Source organism: Tsukamurella soli (assembly GCF_039541155.1).
Taxonomy (GTDB): domain Bacteria; phylum Actinomycetota; class Actinomycetes; order Mycobacteriales; family Mycobacteriaceae; genus Tsukamurella; species Tsukamurella soli.
Genome location: NZ_BAABFR010000003.1, coordinates 1 through 22199, shown reverse-complemented (window position 1 = coordinate 22199; position 22199 = coordinate 1). Strand labels below are relative to the sequence as shown.

23 protein-coding genes, 1 tRNA gene and 1 pseudogene are annotated in these 22199 nt (G+C 68.2%); 13 read left to right on the top strand and 12 right to left on the bottom strand.

Features of this window, described 5'->3' with window-relative positions; translation table 11 throughout:
* Positions 1-19: 19 nt before the first annotated feature.
* Entirely contained in the window at positions 20-1120 is a 1101-nt protein-coding gene (locus ABD908_RS01530; RefSeq protein WP_344989894.1) for an FHA domain-containing protein, read from the bottom strand.
* A gap of 279 nt (positions 1121-1399) precedes the next feature.
* On the opposite strand from ABD908_RS01530, the gene ABD908_RS01525 reads away from it, so the two are divergent.
* A tRNA-Leu gene (locus ABD908_RS01525) sits at positions 1400-1485 on the top strand.
* A 429-nt stretch (positions 1486-1914) separates the two neighbouring features.
* Here the strand turns inward: ABD908_RS01525 and ABD908_RS01520 are convergent.
* Positions 1915-2211: pseudogene (locus tag ABD908_RS01520) on the bottom strand (AMP-binding enzyme); the annotation flags it as partial.
* Positions 2212-2245: 34 nt separating this feature from the next.
* On the opposite strand from ABD908_RS01520, the gene ABD908_RS01515 reads away from it, so the two are divergent.
* The 3 genes from ABD908_RS01515 to ABD908_RS01505 are packed head-to-tail and all read left to right on the top strand — an operon-like array spanning position 2246 to position 4098.
* Positions 2246-2524 (top strand): hypothetical protein, encoded by a 279-nt coding sequence (locus ABD908_RS01515; RefSeq protein ID WP_344989892.1) that lies wholly within the window; start codon positions 2246-2248, stop codon positions 2522-2524.
* A gap of 36 nt (positions 2525-2560) precedes the next feature.
* Positions 2561-3472 carry a sterol desaturase family protein gene (locus ABD908_RS01510; protein ID WP_344989890.1) on the top strand — a complete coding sequence of 304 codons (912 nt, stop codon included), beginning with the start codon at positions 2561-2563 and terminating at the stop codon, positions 3470-3472.
* Positions 3469-4098, top strand: coding sequence for a TetR/AcrR family transcriptional regulator (locus tag ABD908_RS01505; RefSeq protein WP_344989887.1), 630 nt, complete (start codon positions 3469-3471; stop codon positions 4096-4098). The genes ABD908_RS01510 and ABD908_RS01505 overlap by 4 nt, the downstream gene beginning before the upstream one ends.
* Before the next feature lie 130 nt (positions 4099-4228).
* Here ABD908_RS01505 and ABD908_RS01500 read toward each other — a convergent pair whose 3' ends face one another.
* Together ABD908_RS01500 and ABD908_RS01495 are read right to left on the bottom strand one after the other, a co-directional pair.
* On the bottom strand, positions 4229-5248 hold the full coding sequence (locus ABD908_RS01500; RefSeq protein ID WP_344989885.1) for a type 1 glutamine amidotransferase family protein: 1020 nt from the start codon (positions 5246-5248) through the stop codon (positions 4229-4231).
* A gap of 44 nt (positions 5249-5292) precedes the next feature.
* Positions 5293-6129, bottom strand: a complete 837-nt coding sequence (locus ABD908_RS01495; RefSeq protein ID WP_344989882.1) for an oxidoreductase — start codon at positions 6127-6129, stop codon at positions 5293-5295.
* A gap of 115 nt (positions 6130-6244) precedes the next feature.
* Between ABD908_RS01495 and ABD908_RS01490 the strand changes: the two genes are divergently transcribed.
* The 4 genes from ABD908_RS01490 (at position 6245) to ABD908_RS01475 (ending at position 9889) form a co-directional block, all read left to right on the top strand.
* Entirely contained in the window at positions 6245-6916 is a 672-nt protein-coding gene (locus ABD908_RS01490; RefSeq protein ID WP_344989879.1) for a TetR/AcrR family transcriptional regulator, read from the top strand.
* A gap of 90 nt (positions 6917-7006) precedes the next feature.
* Positions 7007-8134, top strand: coding sequence for an adenylate/guanylate cyclase domain-containing protein (locus ABD908_RS01485; RefSeq protein ID WP_344989876.1), 1128 nt, complete (start codon positions 7007-7009; stop codon positions 8132-8134).
* Between the two features lie 57 nt (positions 8135-8191).
* Positions 8192-8614 (top strand): SRPBCC family protein, encoded by a 423-nt coding sequence (locus ABD908_RS01480; RefSeq protein WP_344989873.1) that lies wholly within the window; start codon positions 8192-8194, stop codon positions 8612-8614.
* Between the two features lie 87 nt (positions 8615-8701).
* A complete protein-coding gene (locus tag ABD908_RS01475; RefSeq protein WP_344989871.1) occupies positions 8702-9889 on the top strand; it encodes an Abi-alpha family protein in 1188 nt (395 codons plus the stop codon).
* A 69-nt stretch (positions 9890-9958) separates the two neighbouring features.
* On the opposite strand, the gene ABD908_RS01470 is transcribed toward ABD908_RS01475, so the two are convergent.
* Positions 9959-11320 carry a DUF445 domain-containing protein gene (locus ABD908_RS01470; protein ID WP_344989868.1) on the bottom strand — a complete coding sequence of 454 codons (1362 nt, stop codon included), beginning with the start codon at positions 11318-11320 and terminating at the stop codon, positions 9959-9961.
* A gap of 564 nt (positions 11321-11884) precedes the next feature.
* Here ABD908_RS01470 and ABD908_RS01465 point away from each other — a divergent pair.
* From ABD908_RS01465 to ABD908_RS01455, 3 genes are read left to right on the top strand one after another with little or no spacing between them, the layout of a single operon-like run.
* Positions 11885-12520 carry a TetR/AcrR family transcriptional regulator gene (locus ABD908_RS01465; protein ID WP_344989865.1) on the top strand — a complete coding sequence of 212 codons (636 nt, stop codon included), beginning with the start codon at positions 11885-11887 and terminating at the stop codon, positions 12518-12520.
* On the top strand, positions 12517-13791 hold the full coding sequence (locus ABD908_RS01460) for a DUF445 domain-containing protein (RefSeq protein ID WP_344989862.1): 1275 nt from the start codon (positions 12517-12519) through the stop codon (positions 13789-13791). The genes ABD908_RS01465 and ABD908_RS01460 overlap by 4 nt, the downstream gene beginning before the upstream one ends.
* 1 nt (position 13792) lies before the next feature.
* Entirely contained in the window at positions 13793-14605 is an 813-nt protein-coding gene (locus tag ABD908_RS01455) for an Abi-alpha family protein (protein WP_344989860.1), read from the top strand.
* A gap of 3 nt (positions 14606-14608) precedes the next feature.
* Here the strand turns inward: ABD908_RS01455 and ABD908_RS01450 are convergent, their stop codons facing one another.
* The 3 genes from ABD908_RS01450 to ABD908_RS01440 form a co-directional block, all read right to left on the bottom strand.
* Positions 14609-15823 carry an oxygenase MpaB family protein gene (locus ABD908_RS01450; RefSeq protein WP_344989857.1) on the bottom strand — a complete coding sequence of 405 codons (1215 nt, stop codon included), beginning with the start codon at positions 15821-15823 and terminating at the stop codon, positions 14609-14611.
* A gap of 103 nt (positions 15824-15926) precedes the next feature.
* Positions 15927-16970 carry a Gfo/Idh/MocA family oxidoreductase gene (locus tag ABD908_RS01445; RefSeq protein WP_344989854.1) on the bottom strand — a complete coding sequence of 348 codons (1044 nt, stop codon included), beginning with the start codon at positions 16968-16970 and terminating at the stop codon, positions 15927-15929.
* A gap of 63 nt (positions 16971-17033) precedes the next feature.
* Complete coding sequence (locus tag ABD908_RS01440) at positions 17034-17441, bottom strand: DUF5313 domain-containing protein (protein ID WP_344990111.1); 408 nt, start codon at positions 17439-17441, stop codon at positions 17034-17036.
* Positions 17442-17909: 468 nt separating this feature from the next.
* Between ABD908_RS01440 and ABD908_RS01435 the strand changes: the two genes are divergently transcribed.
* Positions 17910-18128, top strand: coding sequence for an SbtR family transcriptional regulator (locus ABD908_RS01435; RefSeq protein ID WP_344989852.1), 219 nt, complete (start codon positions 17910-17912; stop codon positions 18126-18128).
* A 50-nt stretch (positions 18129-18178) separates the two neighbouring features.
* Here ABD908_RS01435 and ABD908_RS01430 read toward each other — a convergent pair whose 3' ends face one another.
* Genes ABD908_RS01430 through ABD908_RS01415 form a run of 4 tightly spaced genes read right to left on the bottom strand, consistent with a single transcriptional unit; the run spans position 18179 to position 21718 of the window.
* The gene (locus ABD908_RS01430) at positions 18179-18961 is read right to left on the bottom strand and encodes a 2-keto-4-pentenoate hydratase (RefSeq protein WP_344989849.1); all 783 of its coding nucleotides are present in this window, start codon (positions 18959-18961) and stop codon (positions 18179-18181) included.
* Complete coding sequence (gene dmpG / locus ABD908_RS01425; protein ID WP_344989846.1) at positions 18958-19986, bottom strand: 4-hydroxy-2-oxovalerate aldolase; 1029 nt, start codon at positions 19984-19986, stop codon at positions 18958-18960. The genes ABD908_RS01430 and dmpG overlap by 4 nt, the downstream gene beginning before the upstream one ends.
* A gap of 4 nt (positions 19987-19990) precedes the next feature.
* Positions 19991-20887 carry an acetaldehyde dehydrogenase (acetylating) gene (locus ABD908_RS01420; protein WP_344989843.1) on the bottom strand — a complete coding sequence of 299 codons (897 nt, stop codon included), beginning with the start codon at positions 20885-20887 and terminating at the stop codon, positions 19991-19993.
* 30 nt (positions 20888-20917) lie between these two features.
* Positions 20918-21718 carry a 2-keto-4-pentenoate hydratase gene (locus ABD908_RS01415; RefSeq protein ID WP_344989840.1) on the bottom strand — a complete coding sequence of 267 codons (801 nt, stop codon included), beginning with the start codon at positions 21716-21718 and terminating at the stop codon, positions 20918-20920.
* Between the two features lie 40 nt (positions 21719-21758).
* On the opposite strand from ABD908_RS01415, the gene ABD908_RS01410 reads away from it, so the two are divergent.
* Positions 21759-22199 (top strand): IclR family transcriptional regulator (locus tag ABD908_RS01410; RefSeq protein WP_344989837.1); only part of this gene is annotated, 441 nt, incomplete at its 3' end.

Sequence of the window (22199 nt, the reverse complement as noted above, 5' to 3'; positions counted from 1 at the left end):
GGCAGTCCTCTCGGAGAATCTACTGGAAGCGCACCACGATATCGGAGTGGCCGACGCGGATGCGGTCACCGTCGGCGAGTTCCCAGTTGGTGACCGGTACATCGTTGACGGACGTCCCGTTGGTGGAGCCCAGGTCGTTGAGCACCGCGGCGTAGCCGTCCCAGCGGACCTCGACGTGCCGACGGGAGACGCCGGTGTCCGGTAGGCGGAACTGCGCATCCTGGCCGCGGCCGATCACGTTGGCGCCCTCGCGGAGCTGGAAGGTGCGGTTCGAGCCGTCCTCGAGGTACAGCGTCACTGACTGCGGGGTGTACTGCTGGTAGCCGGGCTGGCCGTAGCCCTGGTCGTATCCCTGCTGGTAGCCGCCCTGCTGGTCGTAACCCTGTTGGCCGTAGCCCTGGTCGTATCCCTGCTGGTAGCCGCCCTGCTGGTCATAGCCCTGTTGGCCGTAGCCCTGGTCGTATCCCTGCTGGTAGCCGCCCTGCTGGTCGTAACCCTGTTGGCCGTAGCCCTGCTGACCGTAGCCGGGCTGCTGGTAGCCCGGCTGGTCATAGCCCTGCTGACCGTAGCCGGGCTGCTGGTAGCCCGGCTGCTCGTAGCGCTGGTCGTAGCCCTGCTGATAGTCCTGGCCGGCCGGCTGGCGCGACTGGTCGTGTCCGGAGTTCTGAGTCATCGGATCGGCTCCTGGTTCTGCCACATACGGCGGTCTGTGCTGCTCTACCGGTGTGTGTCCGGAGGGCGATACTGCGTCGGGGTCTACGGTGCCGCGTGCCCTGAACTGCCCCGTGTGCAGGTGCGGCGACTGCTCGAAATGTACAACCACGTCACCGTAAGTCTGCCAGGCGTTGTCCCGAATGTAGTCCTCCAAGTGTTTGGAGAACGATCGGATGGCGAACTCGCGGTCGGCTTCGAAGGTGTCTCGATCCGTCGGAGACACCGCGATGACGTACTTGTTGGGGACGAGGAACGCGCCGTCACCGAGCTCCTGGAGTTGGTTCTCAGCCTCGCGTTGCAGCGCGGCCTCTACCTCCTGCGGGACGACCTTGCCTCCGAAGACGCGAGCGAATCCGTCACCGACAGCGCCCTCGAGCTTTCGCTCGAACCGTTGCAGGATCCCCAAGACGAACTCCTCCCTTCTCCATCGGCGTGTCGCGGTGCGCGATCCGTGCAACGATGATAGCGGCGATCCTGTCACGTGCGTGGTCGGAGATCCCACAAGCGCACAATTTTCTCAGCCGTCGCGAATGTTCTTCGGCGTTGTGGCGGCGGCCGGGTTCCGGGTGCGGGCCACGGCACCGTCGGGCCCGACGGTGCCGGTGCGCCCTCTGGCGCTGAAGGTGCAGGTAGCGGGGCGATTTCACTTCGCCGATGCGTGCGTGCTAGGGTTTTCCAGTCGCTCGGGCGAGTGGCGGAATGGCAGACGCGCTGGCTTCAGGTGCCAGTGTCCTTCGGGACGTGGGGGTTCAAGTCCCCCTTCGCCCACCACGAGGAGTTCGATAAACTCCGAAGCCCCAGATCACGGACTCAGGTAAGGCTCGTGGTCTGGGGTTTTTCTGTGTCTCTTGGACAGGGCTGCGAACGCCTCGCTACGGCACCTGGATGCGGTCGATGTGACGCACACCTTCTGGCTGGCGCGGCTGCACGTGCCGCGACCGAGGACGACCTCGATTCCGCTCTGGACGACGTGATCGGTTCCTGGCGGAGCAGTGGGTCGGCCACGAGGTTCATCCACGAGGCACGCTTGGGGCCTATCGACAGGCGAAACCGAGGGTTACCGCCATGTCTTGGGGAACACCTGCACGATGTGCCTTCCCCCGCAGCGCCGCCGGTGGGCGGTCTCGTCGCCGATCCCGCACGGTATGCCGGTCCCGATCGCTATCTCGCCTCGCGAGTCGCCGCGTGAACGGAGCAGGTTCATTCGGAGATGTCCTCGCCGGCGGAGTGTTCGATCAGCTTCTGCCGCAGCACCTTTCCGCTGGGGTTGCGGGGGATTCGGGTCAGTGCGACGAACCGCTTGGGAATCTTGTACCGCTCGACGATCCAGCGCAGGTGCGCGGCGAGCGCGTCATGGTCGACGGCCGCGTGCTCGGCCGGGACGATGAATGCCCGCAGCACTTGCCCGAACTCGGCGTCGTCGACGCCCACCACGGCCACGTCGTCGACGCCGGGATGCGTCGCGAGCGCGTTCTCCACCTCGCCCGGGAAGACGTTCGCCCTCGGGGGTACCGCCGAGCGCATCGATACGTTGCGTACCTGGGTCGACGAGGCCCTCGCGTCGGGCCGGCCACGCCTGGAGTTGGAGTTCGCGCTCGCGAACCGCGACGACCCCACCGTCGTCGACCGGGAGGGGGCGCGCAACCGCGAGGCCGTCCTCAGCCTGGAGAGCTCCCTGGAGCGCGTCGCACCGGCGGTCGTCGACGGACCCGTTCCGGCTCGACGGATCTCGGAGATCATCCTGGATCTCGCATTCGGCCTCGCGGTCCGCACGACCCGGCTGCTTGACTGGAGTCTGACCGATCGGTAAATTAACCGATCGGACAGCACTCTTGAGAGGACGCACATGATCGCCGACGTCTGGCACCCGATGCAGAACCCGATCCTGTACGCCCTTCCCGTGTTCGCGGTGTGCATCGCCCTGGAGGCGGCGTTCTACGCGTACGACGCACGTCACGAGGCACGCGCGGCCGACCAGGGCTATTCCGGGATCGACACCCGCACCAGTCTCGCGATGGGTGTGGGTGCGCTCAGCGTGATGACGCTGTTCAAACTGATCACCCTGGTGCTGTTCGTGTACCTGTGGGTCGAGGTCGCGCCGTGGCACATCCCCGCGGACACCTGGTGGAGCTGGGTGCTGCTGGCGGTGATCGTCGACCTGGCGTGGTACTGCAATCATCGCTTCTCGCATCGGGTGCGGATCGGCTGGGCGGCTCATCAGGCCCATCACTCGAGCGAGTACTTCAACTTCGGTACCGCGCTGCGGCAGAAGTGGAACCCGTGGTCGGAGGCGGCGTTCTGGCTACCGCTGCCCCTCCTCGGCTTCGAACCGCAGGCGATCTACGTCGTCTTCGGGGCGAACCTCGTCTACCAGTTCTTCAGTCATACCGAGCGGGTCGGAAAGCTGTGGGCACCGATCGAGTTCGTCTTCAACACCCCCAGTCACCACCGCGTCCACCACGGTTCCGACCAGATCTACCTGGACCGCAACTACGGCGGGATCCTCATCCTCTGGGACCGCATGTTCGGTAGCTTCCAGCCCGAACTGCACACACCGACCTATGGTCTGACCTCGCCGGTGAACTCCTACAACGTGCTGTACCTCCAGTATCACGAGTACGGCAAGATCCTGCGCGACGTGCGGCGCGCCCGTGGCCTGCGGACGCGGCTGGGCTACATCGTCGGCCCCCCGGGCTGGAAGCCGGCGGACGAGCAGCCGAGCGAGGTACTCCCCATGGCGACCGAGCCGACCTCATGACAAACCCTTCGGTGGTCCCGCGCCGAACGCCGGGCACGAGCAAGCTGCCGCGCGCGGTCCGCGAGGAGCAGTTGCTGGACGCGGCCGTGAGGGAGTTCGGAGCGGTCGGGTACGCCGCTGCGTCGCTCGCCGCCATCGCCGATCGGGCGGGGGTCAGCAAGGCCCTGGTGCTCACCTACTTCGGCTCCAAGGAGTCGCTGTTCGTCGCGTGTGTGAACGGCGTCGGTGACCCGATGATCGAGGCCATCGAACGGGTGATCACGACGCCGCAACCACCCGTCCGGATGGCTGAGGCGACACTTGCGGCGATCTTCATGGTCCTCGAGTCGCGGCCGCAGGCGTGGAACGTGATCAACGAACGAGGGCTACCGGCGGGCGGCCCGGCGGCCGCCGCCGCGGATCGTGTACGCCGCACGATCGCCGGACAGGCCTCGCGCGGAGTGTCCCGGTTGACCGATCTGGACCTGGTCCACGACGCCGACGACCTGTCTGTGCTCACTGAGGTCTGGATGAGTTCCGTGACCGCGGTCGTCAACTGGTGGCTGAGGCACCCCGATCGTGCCGCGACGGAGATGAGCGATCGGAGCGCTCGAGTGCTGCGCATCATCACGGGTACCGGATCGTAGGGTTCGCGGCGCAGATTCCGACCGAAGTCGCGATACACCGGCCCCTGTTCGGTGACCAGCACCGCAGGCGAACAGCGCTCTGCGCTCGGCGGGGCGCACGCAGACGGCCACCCGTACCGACGCCTGTCGACTACCGGGTGCTGCGCCGGCGCAGGATGTCGATGAGGCGGTCGGCCTGCGCATCGACGGACTGTGGCCCGTTTCCGGTGAGGAGATTGTGCTCGGCGTCCCAGACGACCTTGACCGCAGACGGATTCAGGGTGAGTGCAACGTCGTACCCGGCCTTCTCGAGGGCCACGTCGACGTAGTAGGTGAGCCGGGTCTTCTCGCCGGGGATCTTCGGGTAGCCGACCTCGAGCATTCCCAGCTCGCCGTACTTGGGAACCGTGGTGACGTGGGCGCCCTTGAACGCGTGGTCTTCGTCGACTACGACATCGCCGGCGGCGTCCAGTCGGTATCTGGCTGAGGTCATCGCGATCGGGGCGTGGCAGATCAGTCCGATCAGGACGCCGTTCTCGTTCAGGCCGTTCAGCAGTTCTCCGACGATCGGGTTGTCGTGGAAGTCGACCATCGGTGCATGGCCGCCGGGTGCGTACATGAAGTCGAAGTCGGCCAGTGAGAAGTCGTCGTCCGGGTCGCGGTGCCGGGCGACCAGGTCTCCGATCGACTGCCATTTCTTCTCCGGCAGGTCCGCCAGGCTCGCGATGATCTCGTCGCGGATCGATGCGGCTTCCTTGTCGGTCTTGGGTAGGTTCTGCGAGACCGGCATCCGGCCCAGGCGACGGCGGAGCAGCGCGAGTTCGGACTCGCGCCGGGCGACCAGCTGAGGGTTGTGGGTACGAAGCTTCTCGAAGTCGAAACCCAGGACGTCGGCCTGCATGGCCAGACGTGCCGTGTCGGTGCCGAGGTGGGCGCCGCCGTGCATGGCCAGGGCCATTCCGTTGATGTCCAGCGTCGGGACCTTGCCGTCCGGGGTGGCGAGGACGAAATCGTGGGTCTCCTCGAAGCGGGCCATCACGGCGGCCAGTTCGACCAGGAACCAGCCGATGTCGATGCTCTCGTCCGCGGGCTTGGACAGCGGCAACTGGTCGGCCGATGAGATGACGATGAGCGCCTTCGGGCGGTCGATGCTGGTCGCGTCGTCGGTCATTGTTGATTCTCCTTATTACAGTTCTGTTCGCTACGGATGAGATGTCAGGCGGGTACGCCGAAGCCGCGTTTGATCAGTGCGTCGAAGAGCCGATCGGGCAGTACTCGGCTGAGCCGGATCAGTGGTTTTGCGCCGATGCCGACCGCGTAGCGAGTGCGGGGACGGCGTGCGGTCGCCGCCTTGACGACGGCTTGGGCGACGACCTCGGGCTGCGAGGCCATCCGGTAGCCGGGCCTCGAGCTGGCATCGAGGGTCTTCGCGACCGCGTTGGCTTGCCCGGCGTACGGCCCATGACCTGAGGTGGTGCGGACCTTGTCGGCGGCGATCGCGCCCCACTCGGTCTGGATGGAGCCGGGCTCGATGATCACGACATCGATGCCGAAGGGCTTCAATTCGAGCCGTATCGCGTCACTGAGCCCCTCGACGGCGTGCTTGCTTGCGTGGTACCACGCACCCAGCGGCGTCGCGAACCGGCCGCCGACCGAGCTGATGTTGATGATCACCCCGCTGCGCCGTGCGCGCATGATCGGAATCGTCAACTGCGTGAGTCGCGCCAGCCCGAGCAGGTTGACGTCCAGCTGGGCCTGGGCCTCGGTGAGGGGCACCTCTTCGAGCGCGCCGTACGAGCCGTAACCCGCATTGTTGACCAGGACGTCGATCCGGCCGTGCGCAGCGAGGATCGCGTCGACGGCGTCGGTCACCGAGGCGTCGTCGGTGACGTCGAGGGCGATCGTGTGCACGCCCGCCGCTGCGAGCGCCGTCATCCGCTCCGTACGCCGAGCAGCGGCGTACACGATGAAGCCGGCGCTGTGCAGCCGCAGTGCCGTGGCCTCCCCGATGCCGGAGGATCCGCCGGTGACGAGTGCGACCTTCGTGTCCATGTCCTGCCTGCTCTCTAGTCCGGGCTCGAGACAGGTGCGATAACGCACCACTGGTCTCTAATTTAGGAGACCGGTGGTCTGTTGTCAATAGACCACCAGTCTGTAAAATGTGCGCATGGGAGACTTCCAGCGCGCCCGGAGTGAGGACCAGCGGGAGATTCGGCGTCGGGCGATCGTGGAGACGGCGGCCACGATGCTGACCGAGATATCGGTTTCGGAGCTGAGTCTGAACGCGCTCAGTCGCCGTGTCGGCCTGGCGAAGTCCAACGTGTTGCGGTATTTCGAGTCCCGCGAAGCGGTGCTGCTCGAGCTGCTCGTCCAGCTCGCCGCCGACTTCTACGCGCAGATCTCCGAGCAGTTGCCCGTAGCCGTCGACGATCGCGAATCGGCTCGGGCCAGAGCTACGCAGGTCGGTTCGATCCTGGCGGAGGGGCTTGCGGCGCAGCCGATGCTATGCGAGCTGATCAGTGCACAGGCGAGTGTGCTTGAGCACAACGTCTCTGCGGAGGCGGTCGCAAAGTACAAGCGAGGCGGCTACCAGAGCCTGGCAGGCCTCATGGGGGTACTTCGTCAAGTTCTGCCCGAGCTCAGCGAAGACGACGCCGGTGAGGCGGTGCGCACCCTGATCGTGCTCACCGGAGCGCTGTGGGCCTATGCACATCCGCCGCAGGCTGTGCAGGACGCCTACAAGGCGGACCCGTCGCTCGTGTTCCTGCCGCACGGATTCGTCCGATCCCTCGGGCGGTCCTTCAGCTTGGTGCTCGAGGGACTACTGGCGTGCGACTAGGGTGCGGTGTTCTGCCCAGACCGTCGCGCGATCGGAGTCGGTAGGTCGTCGCTCGTTGTCGCGGCGGCCGGCGCGCGGGATGATCGCAGAATGGCCGGTGGTGTCGATGATCGGGACGATCGCGCAGACCGCCTGCGCTCGCTCGGTGTGTGGGCCGGCTCCGGAGTCGACGAGGACCAGGTGGCGTTGTATCGGTTTCTCCTCGACGCCGGTATGCCGATCGACAAGCTACGCGCCGTCATCGCCGGGGGTGACCCCCAAGTCGCGCTGGCCGAGCACCGTCTTCTCGGGGACGGGCGCCGATACGACCTCGATGCCGTCGCGGCGCGCGCGGGGCTGGCACCCGCCGGCGTCGTCGAGGTGTTGCGAGCCCTCGGGCTCGCGGTTCCCGCGGCGGGTGAGGAGACCTTGTCGACAGCAGACCTTCGGGCGGTGGAGGTGTTCGCGGAGGTCAGCGGATTCTTCGGCGAGGAGACGATGCTCAGGTTCGGCCGGGTCGTGCGCTCGGCCGTCGGCCGGATAGCCGATGCCGCAGTGGCGATGTTCGGAATCAGCGTCGAAGACCCGCTCCGGCAACGGGGCGGCACGGGCGCCGAGGTCACCGAGGCCGCCGATCGGGCACTCGGCTCACTGGGGCTGGTTCCCGAGTTGTTCGCCGCGCTGTTCGCTCGTCAGGCGCTCGATGCTGTGCGCCGGGCGTCCATCGCGCACGGCGCCGACTCCTCGCACGAGACGATAACCGTGACAGTGGGTTTCGGTGATCTCGTCGGATCCACCGCGTGGGTGCGCACCCGCACGCCACGCGAATTGGCCGTCGCACTGGGAGAGTTCGAACGCGTCGCGCAGGCGTCGCTCGCCGGGCAGGCCCGATTGGTCAAGACCATCGGCGACGAGGTGATGTTCGTGGCGCTCACCCCCGACGAGGCCTGCCACACGGCGCTCAACCTGATCGCCGAACTGCGCAGCGCACATCTTCCCGAACTGCGGGTCGGGCTCGCACACGGCCGGGTCGTCGCGCTCGACGGCGACTTGTACGGCCCGGTGGTCAACCTCGCCGCCCGCCTGGTTCATCAGGCACAGCCAGGTCAGATCCTGGCCGACCCCGCTCTTGCTGCGGCTGCAGACGGGACCGGATTGTCGTTCACGGCGCTCGCCCCCCGACGATTGGCTGGGTTCGACGAGCCGGTGGTACCGCACGCCGTCGAGGCTCGTCGGTGACCCCACTGTCCCAGGTGCGGGCGGTGCGACATCGCCCGGAATCCGGGCGACGCTGAGATGATCGCGGATCTGCCTCGTTATCCGACCTGGCTCCCTGCTTCCGGTGAGTACGCGAGCACCACCGGCGTCGAGCCCTACCCGGTGCGACTGGGTAGCCGGTACCACGACGGCCGCACGGGAGAACCGGGCAAGGACTGGTGGGGGTCGGTCACGGGATTTCAGCGGCCCGGGTCGCTGGATTTCCATCACGCGATCACCGTCTCGGCGGCCCGCGCGACGGTGGAGGTGAACATCCACTACGCCTTCGAGGCCGCCGAGGATCAGCAGACCGACGTGAGTCGTTGGCTGCTGCTGACGATCACCATGCCTGTGCTCCTGCTACCCGCTCGCCGTGTGATCGTCAGCCGGTTCGACCGTGAGAACGTGCGGACCATGCGCGCCGTCGAAGCGCACTTCCCCGCCGACGGCACGGGTGGGTAGTGGGGCGGGCTCGACGTCTGAACACCGCTTTCGGCACACCGCAACGTCGTCTCCGACTAGCATGTGGCGTGTATCACTGGGCGAGCGATGCGGGAACCCATGGGGCATAAGGGGAAGAAGAAGCACGACACGGCGGGGTCGAAGGGTGACCCGGAGCCGGGCAGCGAAGCCCCCGCCGCAAAGCCGGGTCCGGCGCCCGCGCGTCGCCGAAGCGACTCCGTAGCAGACCCGTTGGGGCTCTTCGGGTCTCTCGGTCAGATAGCGTTCGGCGGCCGGAGCGACTCGGATGCGCCGCCGTCGCTCGGTGGCGGCGTGCTCGATCAGGCGGCTGGGCTGTTGGGGGGCACGGGTAGTCCGGTGCGCGGCCTGACCGACGCGCTCGGGCAGGTCTCGCGCACGGCGCACGACGATGCCGGCAAGTCTTCCACTGCCGGCGATGCGGATGCGAAGACCAAGAAGTCGAAAGCGGGATCGAAGTCGGCGAGGCCGCTGTCGGTCCCCGTCGTCGACCAGCTCGCTGCCGGCTTGGGCCTGCCGAGCAACCCGATCGCCGACGCGCTCGACACGGTGTCGAATCTCGCGCCGGTACCGGTGGTGGACACCCTGGGGGAGAGCCTCCGTCAGGCCACAGACCTCGTGAACGCCCCGCTTCGCGGTGTCGCCGGGGTGCTCGGGCTGGATCCGACCCGGTCGGTGAACTCGTCCGACTCTCTGCGCAGGCGTGGGACACGGCTGATCCGCATCTCGTACGACCCGAAGTACCAGCCGCGCGACGTGCATCCGTCGTTCGGTCGCATCATCGAGGAACTACTTCCCGACGAGGCACGGATCCTCCGCTTCCTGGGCGTGGCGGGCACGCAGCCGATGATCGACGTGCGGACCAAGACGCTGTTCCAGGTGGGATCGGTGCTGTTGGTCGGCGATCTGTCGATGGTCGCTCAGATGGCGGGGTGCCACTGGGCCGACCGGGACGGCAACTACTTCGCCAACCTCCACCGGCTGGGCCTGGTCGAGTTGTCCGACGAGCCGGTGGACGACTACCGCAGGTACGCGCTGCTGGAGGTGCAGCCGATCGCGGTCGAGGCGATCGAGAGTGTGCGCAAGGCGGTCACCGTCTTCCGGAGCATCCACCTGACCCCGTTCGGGAAGCAGTTCATCGACGTCTGCTTCGACACCGAGGGCTACGCCGGCGGCGGCTGGGCCACCGACGGGCGCCAGGACAGGTACATCGGTAAGGGCCCCCGGACGGACCGACCGTTGGCCGCCGCGCACTGATCGATCCGTGCAGAACCCCGCCGTGCGGTGCGGCGGGGTTCTGCACGTGGCGGGGGATGACGGTGTCGGTCAGGTCCCGAACAGGAGCAGGTGGACGCCGCCGACCAGGATCCCGAGCAGTCCGCCGTGGACGTACAGCAGCCACGCGTCCTGCTCGATGGCGGCGTAGAGCATCTCGCTGAACTCCGCGGGCTTGAGCTCGCGAAACTTCTTGGTGGCGAAGGCGGCGATCTTCTTAGCCTTCTCGTCGTTGAACTCCTTGGAGTAGAAGACCTCCGGCGCCAGGTCGACGATCTCGGCACTCACCTTGCGCTCGAGCTCGTCCCAGTCGACCACGCCGAGAGTCTTCCCGATGCTCGCGGCGACCGGTGTGAAGATCTGGTCCACCTCCTCCGCGACCACCTCGGCGAGATAGGCGGCGGTCTTGTCGCCGCTGGCGCCGAACAGCAATTCGTGTGTGAAGTTGGTGACGGTGAGCACCTTCTCCGACATCATCTCGGCCACCTGTGCCGCGGCCTCGTGCTGCCGCTTGGGGAACACGCCCTGCTTCCAGAGGTATTTGTACCGAGGCTGCGGATCGCCGGGCTCGAACACGATCTTGATCGCCAGGATGTTCACGACGACACCGATGATGGCCGCGCCGGCGAGCACGATCAGCCACGACGGGATCGCGCTCAGGATCGGGGGATGGGAGCCCTCGACCCAGCTGAGATACAGCGCGAGCGGGAACCCGAAGACGAAGCCGAGGGCGCCGATCTTGACCATGAACCGCAGTTCCGGGGCGCCCATCCCCTGGAAGATGTCGCTCAGGGTCCCGGGATTCTGGCGCAGGTGGTTGACGGTCATCAACTTCACGTCGAGAAGGTCGTCGATGTTGTCGCCGACCTTGTTGAACGCCCGCTGCGAGATCTGGGGCAGGCGCTGGTCGATGGTGGCGAGCACGCCCTCCTGGACCGGGGACGGCAGGGTGTCCCACAGCCAGCGATGGTTGGTGTCGATGACGTCGGTCGCGATCCGCCGGATCTGCGGCCGGGCCTCGCGGGCCATCATGTCGGCCATCTGGTCCGGGTCGAGCTCCTTGTAGAAGTCGCCGATGCTGCCTATTCGGGCGATCGACATGTCGACGATCAGGCTGGCCATCTTCTCGGCGCGACAGGGTATGAAGCCCTGGAAGCCGAGGATCCCGCCCGGCGCGAAGATCGGGAGGATCTGTACCTTCCGCGGTAGCAGCGGGAAGATCGTCCTGAGCCCGGGCACGTAGAACCCGGTGAAATGAGTCGGCGAGAACAGCATGATGACGCCGGTCCAGTTGGTGATGAGGCCGGCGATCGCGCTGAAGATCGGGATGCTGACGATATCGATGACGAATTTCGACTGACCGGTGAGTTTCTCCCAGTCGATCAACGACGCCGCCATGGTGACCGTTTGCATGTACGGCGCTTCCTTCCGGGTCCGGGCGCGCGGCTGCGAAGCCGTGTTGTTGCGAGCGCTTCCGAATTGGAGCGCCCGCAGCCAGGTGGTCGATCAGGGGGGCCCACACACCGGCCGAGGGGCTTCCCGCGCAGGTGAGACCTCTGTACCGAACGCCGGAAGGGATTGGGCTCGGCCACGCGCGTCCCTCTTACCGGAAGTGGGCCAGGCTATGATTGCCATCTAAGAACCTAGCCAGGGGCGTGCAGACACGTCCCGAATTTCGTGGAACTTCGACACGGAACGCGTGTGTGTATAGCGGGCCCCGGGGGGGCGAAGAGGTGGTCGTCGGCACGGCCCGAGAACCGCGATCCCCGGTATGCGGGAACGGGGCTGCGGCACCGTCGTCCGCGACCGCCGCGGCCCCGCACGCTATAGGCGCAGGTGACGGCCGTCACTGGGCCACTGCCGGATTCGTCACAGGATTCTGAGCATGTGATAGACAGCCCCTACACTCCTATCAGCAACCCTCGGCGACTCGTCCGGTGGGTGTCACGGACATCGAAATGCTGGCGGGAGGACGACATGCACATCGTGGTGAGCCGCGAAGACTACTTCGCTGCAGCCCGCACCGTGCTGGCTACGGAGGGCGTCTCGAAGCTGAAGATCGGGACGCTGTGCAGTGCCCTGAACGTCACGAGCGGGTCGTTCTACGGGTACTTCGGCAGCCTCCAGGGCTTCATCGACGAGTTCCTCCTGGACTGGGAGGCGGCCCAGGCCGAGCGCATCGCACGTCAGGCGGAGACGGAGGGCGACGACCTCGGAGGTATCCGTGGACTCGGAGCCCTGCTGTACGCGTTGCCGCACGAGGCGGAGGCCGCGATCCGCAGTTGGGCGCACATCAACGAGGCGGTCGCCCAGGTGCAGGAGCGCATGGACGCGCGCCGCAAGGCGGTGCTGATCGAGCGCATGGCCCCGATCGTCGGGCTCGAGCGGGCACACCGCCTCGCCGTGGTGGCGATGACGATGGTGATCGGCCTGCAGCAGTGGCGCCGGCCTGTGACCGTCGCCGACTGCGACCTGCTCCTCATGGAGTTCGAGATGCTCCTGGACGGGGAGCCGCGCAGCCCAACAACTGCTTTGGTAAATAGCGAATGTAATGAAGTTTACGTTACAAGCTGGGCGGGTGCCGCCGGACAGGACAGAGGGAGCGAGCAGTGAGCGCACACCTGATCGAGCAACTCATCACGATCCCGCTGTTCACCGGCGTCATCGGGTACATCACCAACTGGACCGGCATCCTCATGCTGTTCGAGCCGAAGCGGTTCTACGGCGTCCGGGTGCCCGGCGTGCGGTTCCTCTATCCGCTGCTGCCCCGCCGCGTGCAGGTCATCCCGGCGATCCGGGCGGACGGCCGGGTGGGCTGGCAGGGCATCGTCCCCTCCCGGGCCGAGAAGATGGCGAGCATCGCCGTCGACAAGTCATTGTCCAAGGTCGGCAGCATCGCGCAGTTCTACGAGGTCCTCGACCCCGAGTACGTCTCGGCGCATCTCACGCGCTCCGCGCTGCCCGAGGTACCCGCCATCGTGGAGGGCATCATGCAGCGCGAGAACCCGCGCCTGTGGTACTCGCTGCCTGAGGACGTCAAGGCGCTGGTCTACCGCCGTGTCGCCGCGAGCCTGCCGGACGACGTCACGCGCATGACCGCGATGATCGGCGAGAACATCGACGACTACATCGACGCCAAGCTCATGGTGATCCGGCACCTCTCCGCCAACCCGCTGATCCTCAAGCAGATCTTCTACAACATCGGCCGCAAGGAACTGCGCTTCATGCAGAACTTCGGCTTCTACTTCGGCTTCCCGATGGGATTCGTCCTCGTCGCCCTGATCCACTTCTGCCCGCACTGGTGGCTGCTGCCGCTCGGTGGGATCGTCATCGGCTACGTGGTCAACTACGTAGGGATCACGATGATCTTCGAGCCGATGAACGTGAAGCGCTGGGTGCCGTGGCAGCAGGGGCTGTTCCTCAAGCGGCGCATCGAGATCGCCGAGCAGTACGCAGCCGTCATGGCCGACCAGGTGGTCACCATCGAGAACATCTGCGACGAGCTGCTGCACGGCCCCCGTTCCGACCGCACCCGGGCCACCGTCGAGCTCGTCCTGCGCGAGTCCGTCGACAACGCGGCCGGTTGGGCACGCGGCGTGGTCAAGATGTCGGTCGGGCAGGAGGCGTACGCCCGGGTTCCGCAGCTGGCGGGTGTCGAGGCCCTCAAGGTCGCGGAGCGGACGGTGGCCGACCCGACCTTCGTCGCACAGCAGCGCGGCAAGGTCCGTGCGTTCGTGACCGCGCGGATGACGATCCTGCGGCCCGAGGACCTCAGTGAACTGCTGCGGTCGGCGATCAAACAGGACGAATGGCTGCTGTTCCTGCACGGCGCGATCCTCGGATCCGCGGCCGGATTCCTTCACCTAGCGATCTTCGGAGTGTGAGATGACCAACGATGTGGTCCTAGCCGACGGGACGGTGGCGGGCGACGACCGTGCCCTCGAGAAGCGGGCCGCGCAGGCCCTCGCGCTCCCCGAAGCGGCGGAGCGGCCCGGCGGGGTGCTGGGCCGGCTGAACTGGGCGTCGTCGACGGCGATGCTGCTCGGCCGGGAGGTCGGCGGATCCGCGCAGCGCCTCACGCGGCAGTTCGTCTCCGAGGCCGAGCACCTGATCGACGTGGCGCTGCCGCCGGGTACGCCGCGCCTCGTGGTGCAGGGCGAGATCGTCGAGGACGCCGACCCGGCAGCCGACACGACGCCCTTCGAGCCCGAGCTGCCGACCGAGGAGGATCTTCGGCGCGCCGGCGACCGGCTGCTCGCACTGTCGGCCGAGACGTGCCCGCTCGAGGGCGCGCACCCCGCCTTCCCGCACATCCTGCGTCAGCTGACGCCCGACGAGGCGCGGATCCTTCGGCTGCTCAGCCGCAGCGGCTCGCAGCCGAGCGTCGATGTGCGCACCAACCGACCGTTCGGGGTGGGCTCCGAGAGTGTCGCGGCGGGGCTGTCGATGGTCGCCGAGATCGCCGGCTGCCGTCACCCCGAGCGCATCACCTCCTACCTGGGGAACCTCCATCGGTTGGGGCTGATCTGGTTCTCCAAGGAGCCGGTCGAGCTGCACCGCTACGAGCTCGTCCAGGTGCAGCCGATCGTCGTCGACGCGATGTCGCGGGCGGGTCGGTACGCGAAGATCGTGCGGCGCAGCATCGAGGTCACCGCCTTCGGGGCCGAGTTCTGCGCCTCCTGCTTCACGTTCGAGTAGTTCCTATCCGGTGAGCGCAGCGGCGGAGTGCCCGATGGTCGCCTCGTCGGGCACCATCGTGCGTATGAACATCTCCTGCCGCCGCAGTCCCGCGGCCGCCGCTGCGGCGCGCCCGCCGGGAAGCATCCCGCGGATGGAGCGGCAGACGTTGACGGGGAGTCGCACCACCGGGTACCAGGGCAGGACGGTGGTCGGTAGACCCAGCGTGCGCATCGCGCCCCGACCGAGAAACGCGGTCGCGATGGACAGGTGCTGCGAGCGGGCGACCCGCCGGCGCATCACCTGTAGTGACGGGTAGTTCCAGGTCAGCGGGTCGTCTGCGATCGGCGCCGCGAGCAGCCGGCTCGTCTCGTCGGGCGTTGCCAAGGCGCACGACGTGTGCAGCAGCACCCGCACGCTGTCTCGGAAGCTGCGCGGGAGGAACTCGTCGGTGACCCCCATCAGCGTGCCGACATACCGGGTCAGGTGGGCCACCGACTCGTACTCGCGAGGCGTGAAGAACAGACCCAGGCCCACGCTGCTCGCGGACGGGGCGATGAGCGCGCCGACCAGTGTCGACGCCATGTCCGTCTGGTTGATCGGTAGTCCCAGCTCGGCGGTGTCCCAGTCGGGCCGGGCCAGCAGGTGCCGGCGCACCAGCGAATGGATGAACCTGACCCGCAGCGTCGAGCGGTAGCCGACGCCGCCTGGGAGCAGGCCGCCCTCGGCGATCACGTCCAGTGCCCACCGGGTGGTCTCGGCGAAGCGGCGATTGGAGCCCTTCTCCAGAGCGCCCGTCCGGAGCAGGGTCTGGTTGAACCCGGCGTACATGTAGCCGCCCAGCAGCGAGACGTCTCGTGCGAGATACAGGCCGTCCTCGCCGCCGCTGCGCATCACCTCGGCCGCCGTGCGCAGCGTGTCCCAGTCGACCCAGTCGGGGACGGTCTCGACCTGCTCGAAGAATTCGCGCAGCGGCTCGGGCGCGTCCGCCACGCTGTCGATCCCGGACGCCAGCGCGCGCTCGAACTGTGCGCGCCGCACGTCGGTGTCGACCGCGTGGATCCACTCGACCAACCGATCCATCGGCTCGTCGCCCGCCATGAGTGCCTCGCCCATCCGTCGGAACTGCTCCGGCGTGGGTCCCCGGAGACCGAGTAGCGCGCTGAAGACCCCGACGCCGGGCGGCACCGGGCGAGGCTGCGCCGGGTGCCGCCCGGGGATGACTGTCGCTGCTGGCATCGGAGTCCACCGTCCTATCCTGACAACCATCGTTGTCAGTCAGGCTAGGTCGGTGTCCGGCCCGTGTCAACGGACCGGACGCGCGCCGCGGTGGTGGAGCGGTTCAGACCTGCGCGGCCCCGACCTCGACGGTGCGCCCCTCGGCGGCGCTGCGGCGTACGGCGTCCAGCACCCGCAGCGTCGCGATGCCGCCGACGGCGGGGACGGGACCGGGTCCGCCGGACACGACCGCCTCGGCGAACTCGTCGTAGAACCGCGAGTAGTCACCCTGCGCAGACGGCACGGCCACCCGGCCGGCGGCCGTCGCGAGCGTGCCCCACCGGACCTCGTCCTCGAAACCCCACGTCTCCCGACGGCCCGCGGGCCGGCCGCCGGCGAAGATCGAGGCGGTCTGCACGTCGCGGAAGTCGGAGACGTACGAACCCGCGGTGCCGATCAGCCGGAGCTCGCGCGAGGCGATGCGTGCCAGCTTGGTGGCCGAGACGTGCGAGTGCGCGCCGGACACGTGGTCGAGCGTGATCGTGAAGCTCGCGTCGGTGCGCCCCGCGGGCAGGTCCACCCAGTCCAGCTGCGCGGTGACGGCACGTGCCGGGCCGAGCAGGTCGAGGGCCTGGTCGACGACGTGACTGCCCAGGTCGCGCAGCAGGCCACCGTCGGGCCCCGCCTCGAGCGTCTGGGGCTCGTCCAGGTCGAACCGGAGGTCGAGGCGCTGCACGTCGCCGAGCGCACCGCTCGCCAGCACGCCCCGCGCGGTCACCACGTCGGTGTCCCAGCGCCGGTTGTGGAACACGTTGAGCAGTACGCCGGCCTGCTGCGCGGCGGCCGCGAGCTCCGCGCCGGCGTCGGCGGTCGGGGCGAACGGCTTGTCGGCCACCACAGCGACGCCGCGGCCGATCGCCTCGAGCACCAGTTCGCGGCGTGTCTGGGGCGGAGTCGAGATGACCACCGCATCCACGCCGGCGTCGATCAGCTCGCTCAGCGACCCGAAGACGGGCACGCCCGGCAGCTCGTCGCGGATCGACTCGATGCGCGCCGGCGACCGCGTCACCACCCCCACGAGATCGCACGCGTCCGACGCCTCGATGTACGGGGCGTGGAACCATCTCCCGCCCACGCCGTATCCGACCAACCCGATCCGGATGCCCATCAGATCCTCCTCATGTCGCCAAAATGATAGGACATAAGGACAAACCAAGGGAAGGGGCTGCGCTCAGTCCTCGCGGTCGGTGGTGCTGTGGCCGTACTTGGCGGCGTAGGCGCGGTGCACCGCGGCGTCGCGGACGCGGGCACGCTCCTCGACCAGCTCGGGGTCGAGGCCGTGACGGACCAGCCGACTGCGGCGGTACACCTTGTTGAGTGCAATGGCGAAGTAGATGAACGGGATCAGGATGGGGATCGTCATGCCCAGGTGCACATACGCCGACGTGTGGATCAGCAGGAACGGCGCGAGCAGCAGCACACACGGAATGGTCACGCGCAGCACGCTGCGCCAGGCCGCGCCGCGACCGGTGAGGTCGTTACGCACCCACTCGCGCATCGACGGCGGGAGCCGGTAGCCGTAGCAGTACGCCACGTACTGCAGCGGATTCGGCCGGGTGCGGGAGGTTCCGCCGGTCATCGATCCTCCCGGATGTCTGGGGGTGGGTGCGGCCGGGTGGCCGTCACCCATGATATGCGCCCGCGTCGCCCCGGTCGTGCGCGCCCCGGCGGGCCCGCCGGTGTCGATCAGATTGATCCCGGCGTCGAGTGCCCGGTGGATGATGCGGGCCGAGTCGTCGGGGTCGGGGTTGCCCGCCGACGTGGCGAACATCAGCGCACTTCGGCCGTAGGGGCTGACCTGGATGCCGGTGCGACCGAGAGTGCGGTACTGCATGGGATTCTCCTGACGACGCTGGCGTGACCTGTGCTGACCGCAAAGCGGAAAAGTCTTTCCGAAACGATTCGGAAAGCCGTTCCGTTATGGCAAGAGGAGGATCGCCGTGGCAGAGGCAGCACCGCGCCGGAAGCGCGCCGACGCTGTTCGCACCTCGATGCGCTGCTCGAGCGCGAGATCGACGCGTGCGCCGCCGCCGCTGGGAACCTCGCCGTGCGGCACCCGCTGCCCGATTACTTCCGCGAACGGCTCGGGCCCGCCCTGGGCACCCTGCTCACGGCGGCCGCCGCCGACGGTGCTGTGCGTCCTGACGTCGGCGCGCAGGACCTGCTGTACGCCGTCGCCCTACTCTGCCAGCCTGTCCCGGGCCAGGGACCCGAGTACGGGCGGCGCATGGTGTCCGTCCTCGTCGACGGACTACGAATCATGTGACACCAAGCGACAAGCCACACTTGTCACTTCGCGTCGCCATGGTTGTCGCATCACACTCCGCCGACCACCACGTTCCCCAGATGTGTGAACTCGGCGGCGATCTGGTCGCCGGGCTCGATGAACACCGCGTCCGTCATCCCGCCGGTCAGCACGACCCACCCGGGCTCGAGGGCGATACCGCGCTCGGCGAGGGCGTTGGCCGCCAGTGCCAGCGCCTCGGCGGGGTGGCCCTGCACGGCGGCTCCCGTCGCCGAGTCGACGACGGTGCCGTTCACCGACAGCACGCACGCCTCGAGCGCGAGGTCCAGCGACCGTGGATCCCGCTCCGCGCCGCCGACCACGAACCGCGCCGACGACGCGTTGTCCGCCACCACGTCCGGCAGCGTGAACCGGAAGTCGATGAACCGACTGTCGATCACCTCGAGTCCCGCGGACACCGAGCGAACGGCGGCCATCGCTGTCGCCGCTGTGACGCCGGGACCGGACAGCCGCTCGCCCAGCACGAACACGATCTCGGGCTCGACGCGCGGGTGGATCAGCCGGCCCGTGGGCACGGGCACGCCGGCCTGAAGCACCATCGCATCGGTCAGCCACGCGACCAGCGGGGAGTCGATGCCCAACCGTCGCTGCTTGGCCCGCGACGTCAGGCCCAGCTTCACGCCGACGATGTGCTCGCCGTCGGCGACCTTGCGGCGGATCAGCTCGTCCTGCACCTGGTAGGCGGTCGCGAGGTCCAACTCCGGCCAGTCGTCGGTGACGGGGCGGCGGTCGGTGCGCGTCGCCTCGGCGTCGAGCAGTGCGGTGGCGGCTCTTGATACGTCCCAGTCGCTCACGCCGACACCGCCTTCCGCTCCGCGGCGAGTTGCAGAGCCACGTCGATGATCATGTCCTCCTGACCGCCCACGTACCCGGCCTGGCCTACGCGCGTGAGGATCTCGTGCGCCGGCACGCCGTACCGCGCCGCGGCGCGCTCCGCGTGGAACAGGAACGAGTTGTACACCCCGTACCTGCCCTGGATGATCGAATTACGGTCGGCGATAGGCAGTCTCGGGATGAATGGCCGCGCGACCTCCTCTGCCACCGCGAGCACGGCGTCGGAGTCGATGCCGGTGTCGACGCCCAGGCGGTCCAACACCACCGTGAGGATCTCCGTGGGGGTGTTGCCCGCACCCGCGCCCAACGCGCACAGCGTGCCGTCGATCTGCCGGGCGCCCGCCTCGAGGCCGGCGATCGAATTCGCCACGCCCATCGAGAGGTTCTGGTGCGCGTGCACGCCGACCTGCGCGTCGTCGCCCAACTCGGCGACGAGCGCGGCCACGCGCGCCGCGACACCGTCGGGCAGCAGCGCGCCCGCGGAGTCCACCACGTACACGCAGTTGCACCCGGCGTCGGCCATGATTCGTGCCTGCTGCGCGAGGTTCTCGGGCGTGGTGCGGTGGCTCAGCATCAAGAAGCCGACGGTGTCCATGCCGAGATCCCGTGCTGCGCCGAAGTGTTGGACGGACACGTCGGCCTCGGTGCAGTGCGTGGCGACGCGGGCCACGGAGGCGCCGGCGTCGTGCGCCCGCTTCAGATCGGCGACAGTGCCGAGCCCCGGGAGCAGGAGGACGGCGATCCGCGCGCGCTTCGCCACATCGGCGGCGGTAGTGATCAATTCGAGCTCAGGTGTGCCCGAGAATCCATAGTTGAACGTCGATCCGGACAGGCCGTCGCCGTGCGTGACCTCGATGACGGGGACGCCCGCGGCGTCGAGCCCGGACACGACGTCGCGCACCTGCGCGGTGGTGAACTGGTGCGAGACGGCGTGGCTACCGTCGCGCAGCGTGGTGTCGGTGACGCGGACCTCGATGGGGGACATGACGTTACACCTTCGCTTCGGAACGGGCACGGGCGAGTAGTTCGGCGGAGCGGGTGGCCGCCGCGGTCATGATGTCCAGGTTGCCCGCCCACGGAGGCAGGTAGTCGCCGTTGCCGCGGACCTCGAGGAACACGGCGACGCGCGCGCTGCCGTTCCAGGCCGGCTGCGGCTCATCGAACTGGGGGTCGGCGCGCAGCGTGTAGCCGGGCACGTAGCTCTGGACGTCGGCGACCATGCGGTGGATCGAGTCGGTGATCGCATCGCGGTCGGCGTCGGGGGAGATGGCGCAGAAGACGGTGTCGCGCATGATCATCGGCGGTTCCACGGGATTGAGGATGATGATGGCCTTGCCGTGCTGCGCGCCGCCCACCGATTCGATGCCGCGGCTGGTGGTCACGGTGAACTCGTCGATGTTGGCCCGCGTGCCGGGCCCCGCGGAGCGCGACGAGATGGAGGCGACGATCTCGGCGTACGGCACCTCGGTGACGCGTGAGACCGCGCGCACGATCGGGATCGTCGCCTGCCCGCCGCAGGTGATCATGTTGACGTTGGGCGCGTCGACGTAGGTGTCGGCGTTGACGGCGGGGCACAGGAACGGTCCGACGGCGGCCGGGGTGAGGTCGACGGCCGTGATCCCCGCCTCCGCATAGCGGGGCGCGTTGGCGATGTGCGCTTTCGCGGAGGTGGCCTCGAACACGAAGTCCGGCAGCTCGTCTCGGGCCAGCAGCCAGCCGACACCACCAGCGCTCGCCTCGACGCCGAGATCGCGGGCGCGTGCCAGGCCGTCGGACTCGGGGTCGACGCCCACCATATACCGGACGTCGAAGTCGTCGCTGCGCTGCAGCTTGATCAGCAGGTCGGTCCCGATGTTGCCGGGCCCGACGATGGCGGCGGTCGCCATGGCGGTCCTCCTTCTCGAAAAGTGTTGGTGTTACCTGGCGAATGTCGCGGTGACCGAGCCGAGGCCGGCGAACGTCGCCGTGACCGTGGACCCCGGCCGCACCGGCACGGCGGCGGTGACCGAGCCGGGCAGGATCACGTTGCCCGCCTCGAGGGTGATCCCCAGCGGCCCTACGGTGTTGGCGAGCCAGACCAGCGCGTTGACCGGCGAGCCCAGCGCGGCGCCGCCGGCGCCGGTGCCCACCACCTGGCCGTCGACATACAGCACGCAGCCCAGCGTGCGCAGTGACAGCCCGGCGGCGGTCAGCTGGTCGACGGTGACCGGCGTGGATCCCAGGACCACGCCGCCCGAGGAGGCGTTGTCCGCGATGGTGTCGGGCAGCGTGATCTTCCAGTCCGCGATCCGGGAGTCGATCACCTCGAGCGACGGCAGCACGTAGTCGATCGCCGAGATCGCGTCCGCCACCGTCACACGCGGGCCGGTCAGCGAGCGCTTCAGCACGAACGCGATCTCCGGCTCGACCCTGGGGCTGATGTACCGGTCGGCGGGGATCGGCAGGTTCTCCATGTGGAACATGTCGTCCATCAGGTGTCCGTAATCGGGCTGGTCGACGCCCATCTGGCGCTGCATCACCGCCGACGTCAGACCCACCTTGTGCCCGCGCACCGTCCGGCCCTCGTCCCGCCACACGCGCACCTGGGCGAGCTGGGTGGTGTAGGCGTCCACCGCGGTCATGTCCGGATTCGCGGCGGTGAGCGGGGCGATCGGCGCGCGATCCCGGTAGGCCTGCAGGAGCGCCTTCGCTGCGGTGTCGGGGTCGAAGCTGGTCATGGAATTGAACGGTGCCCCTGTTCGGGGTGATACTCAACGCATGTGTCCCGCTGAGCGGAACAACGGCCCGTCCGTGGTGCGCCGCGTCTCGGCACTACTCGCCGCGTTCCGGCCCGACGAGGTGGCGGTGGGCGTCAACGAGCTGGCGCGGCGCACCGGCATCCCCAAGGCGTCGGTGTCGCGGCTGGTGGCGGAACTCGTGGAGGAGGGGCTGTTGGAGCGCAGCGGCGGCCGGGTCGGGTTGGGGCTGAGGCTGTTCGAGCTGGGGGAGCGCGCGTCGCGGCGACGCTCGATGCGGGAGGTGGCGTTGCCGTTCCTCGCGGATCTGCGGGCGGCGACGGGCCAGACGGTGCACCTCGCGGTGCTCGACGGCGCCGAAGTCGTCTACGTCGAGATCCTGCGTGGGCGGGACGGTCCGTGGCTGCCGTCGGGCGTCGGCGGCCGCCTGCCCGCGCACGCGACCGGGGTCGGCAAGGCGCTG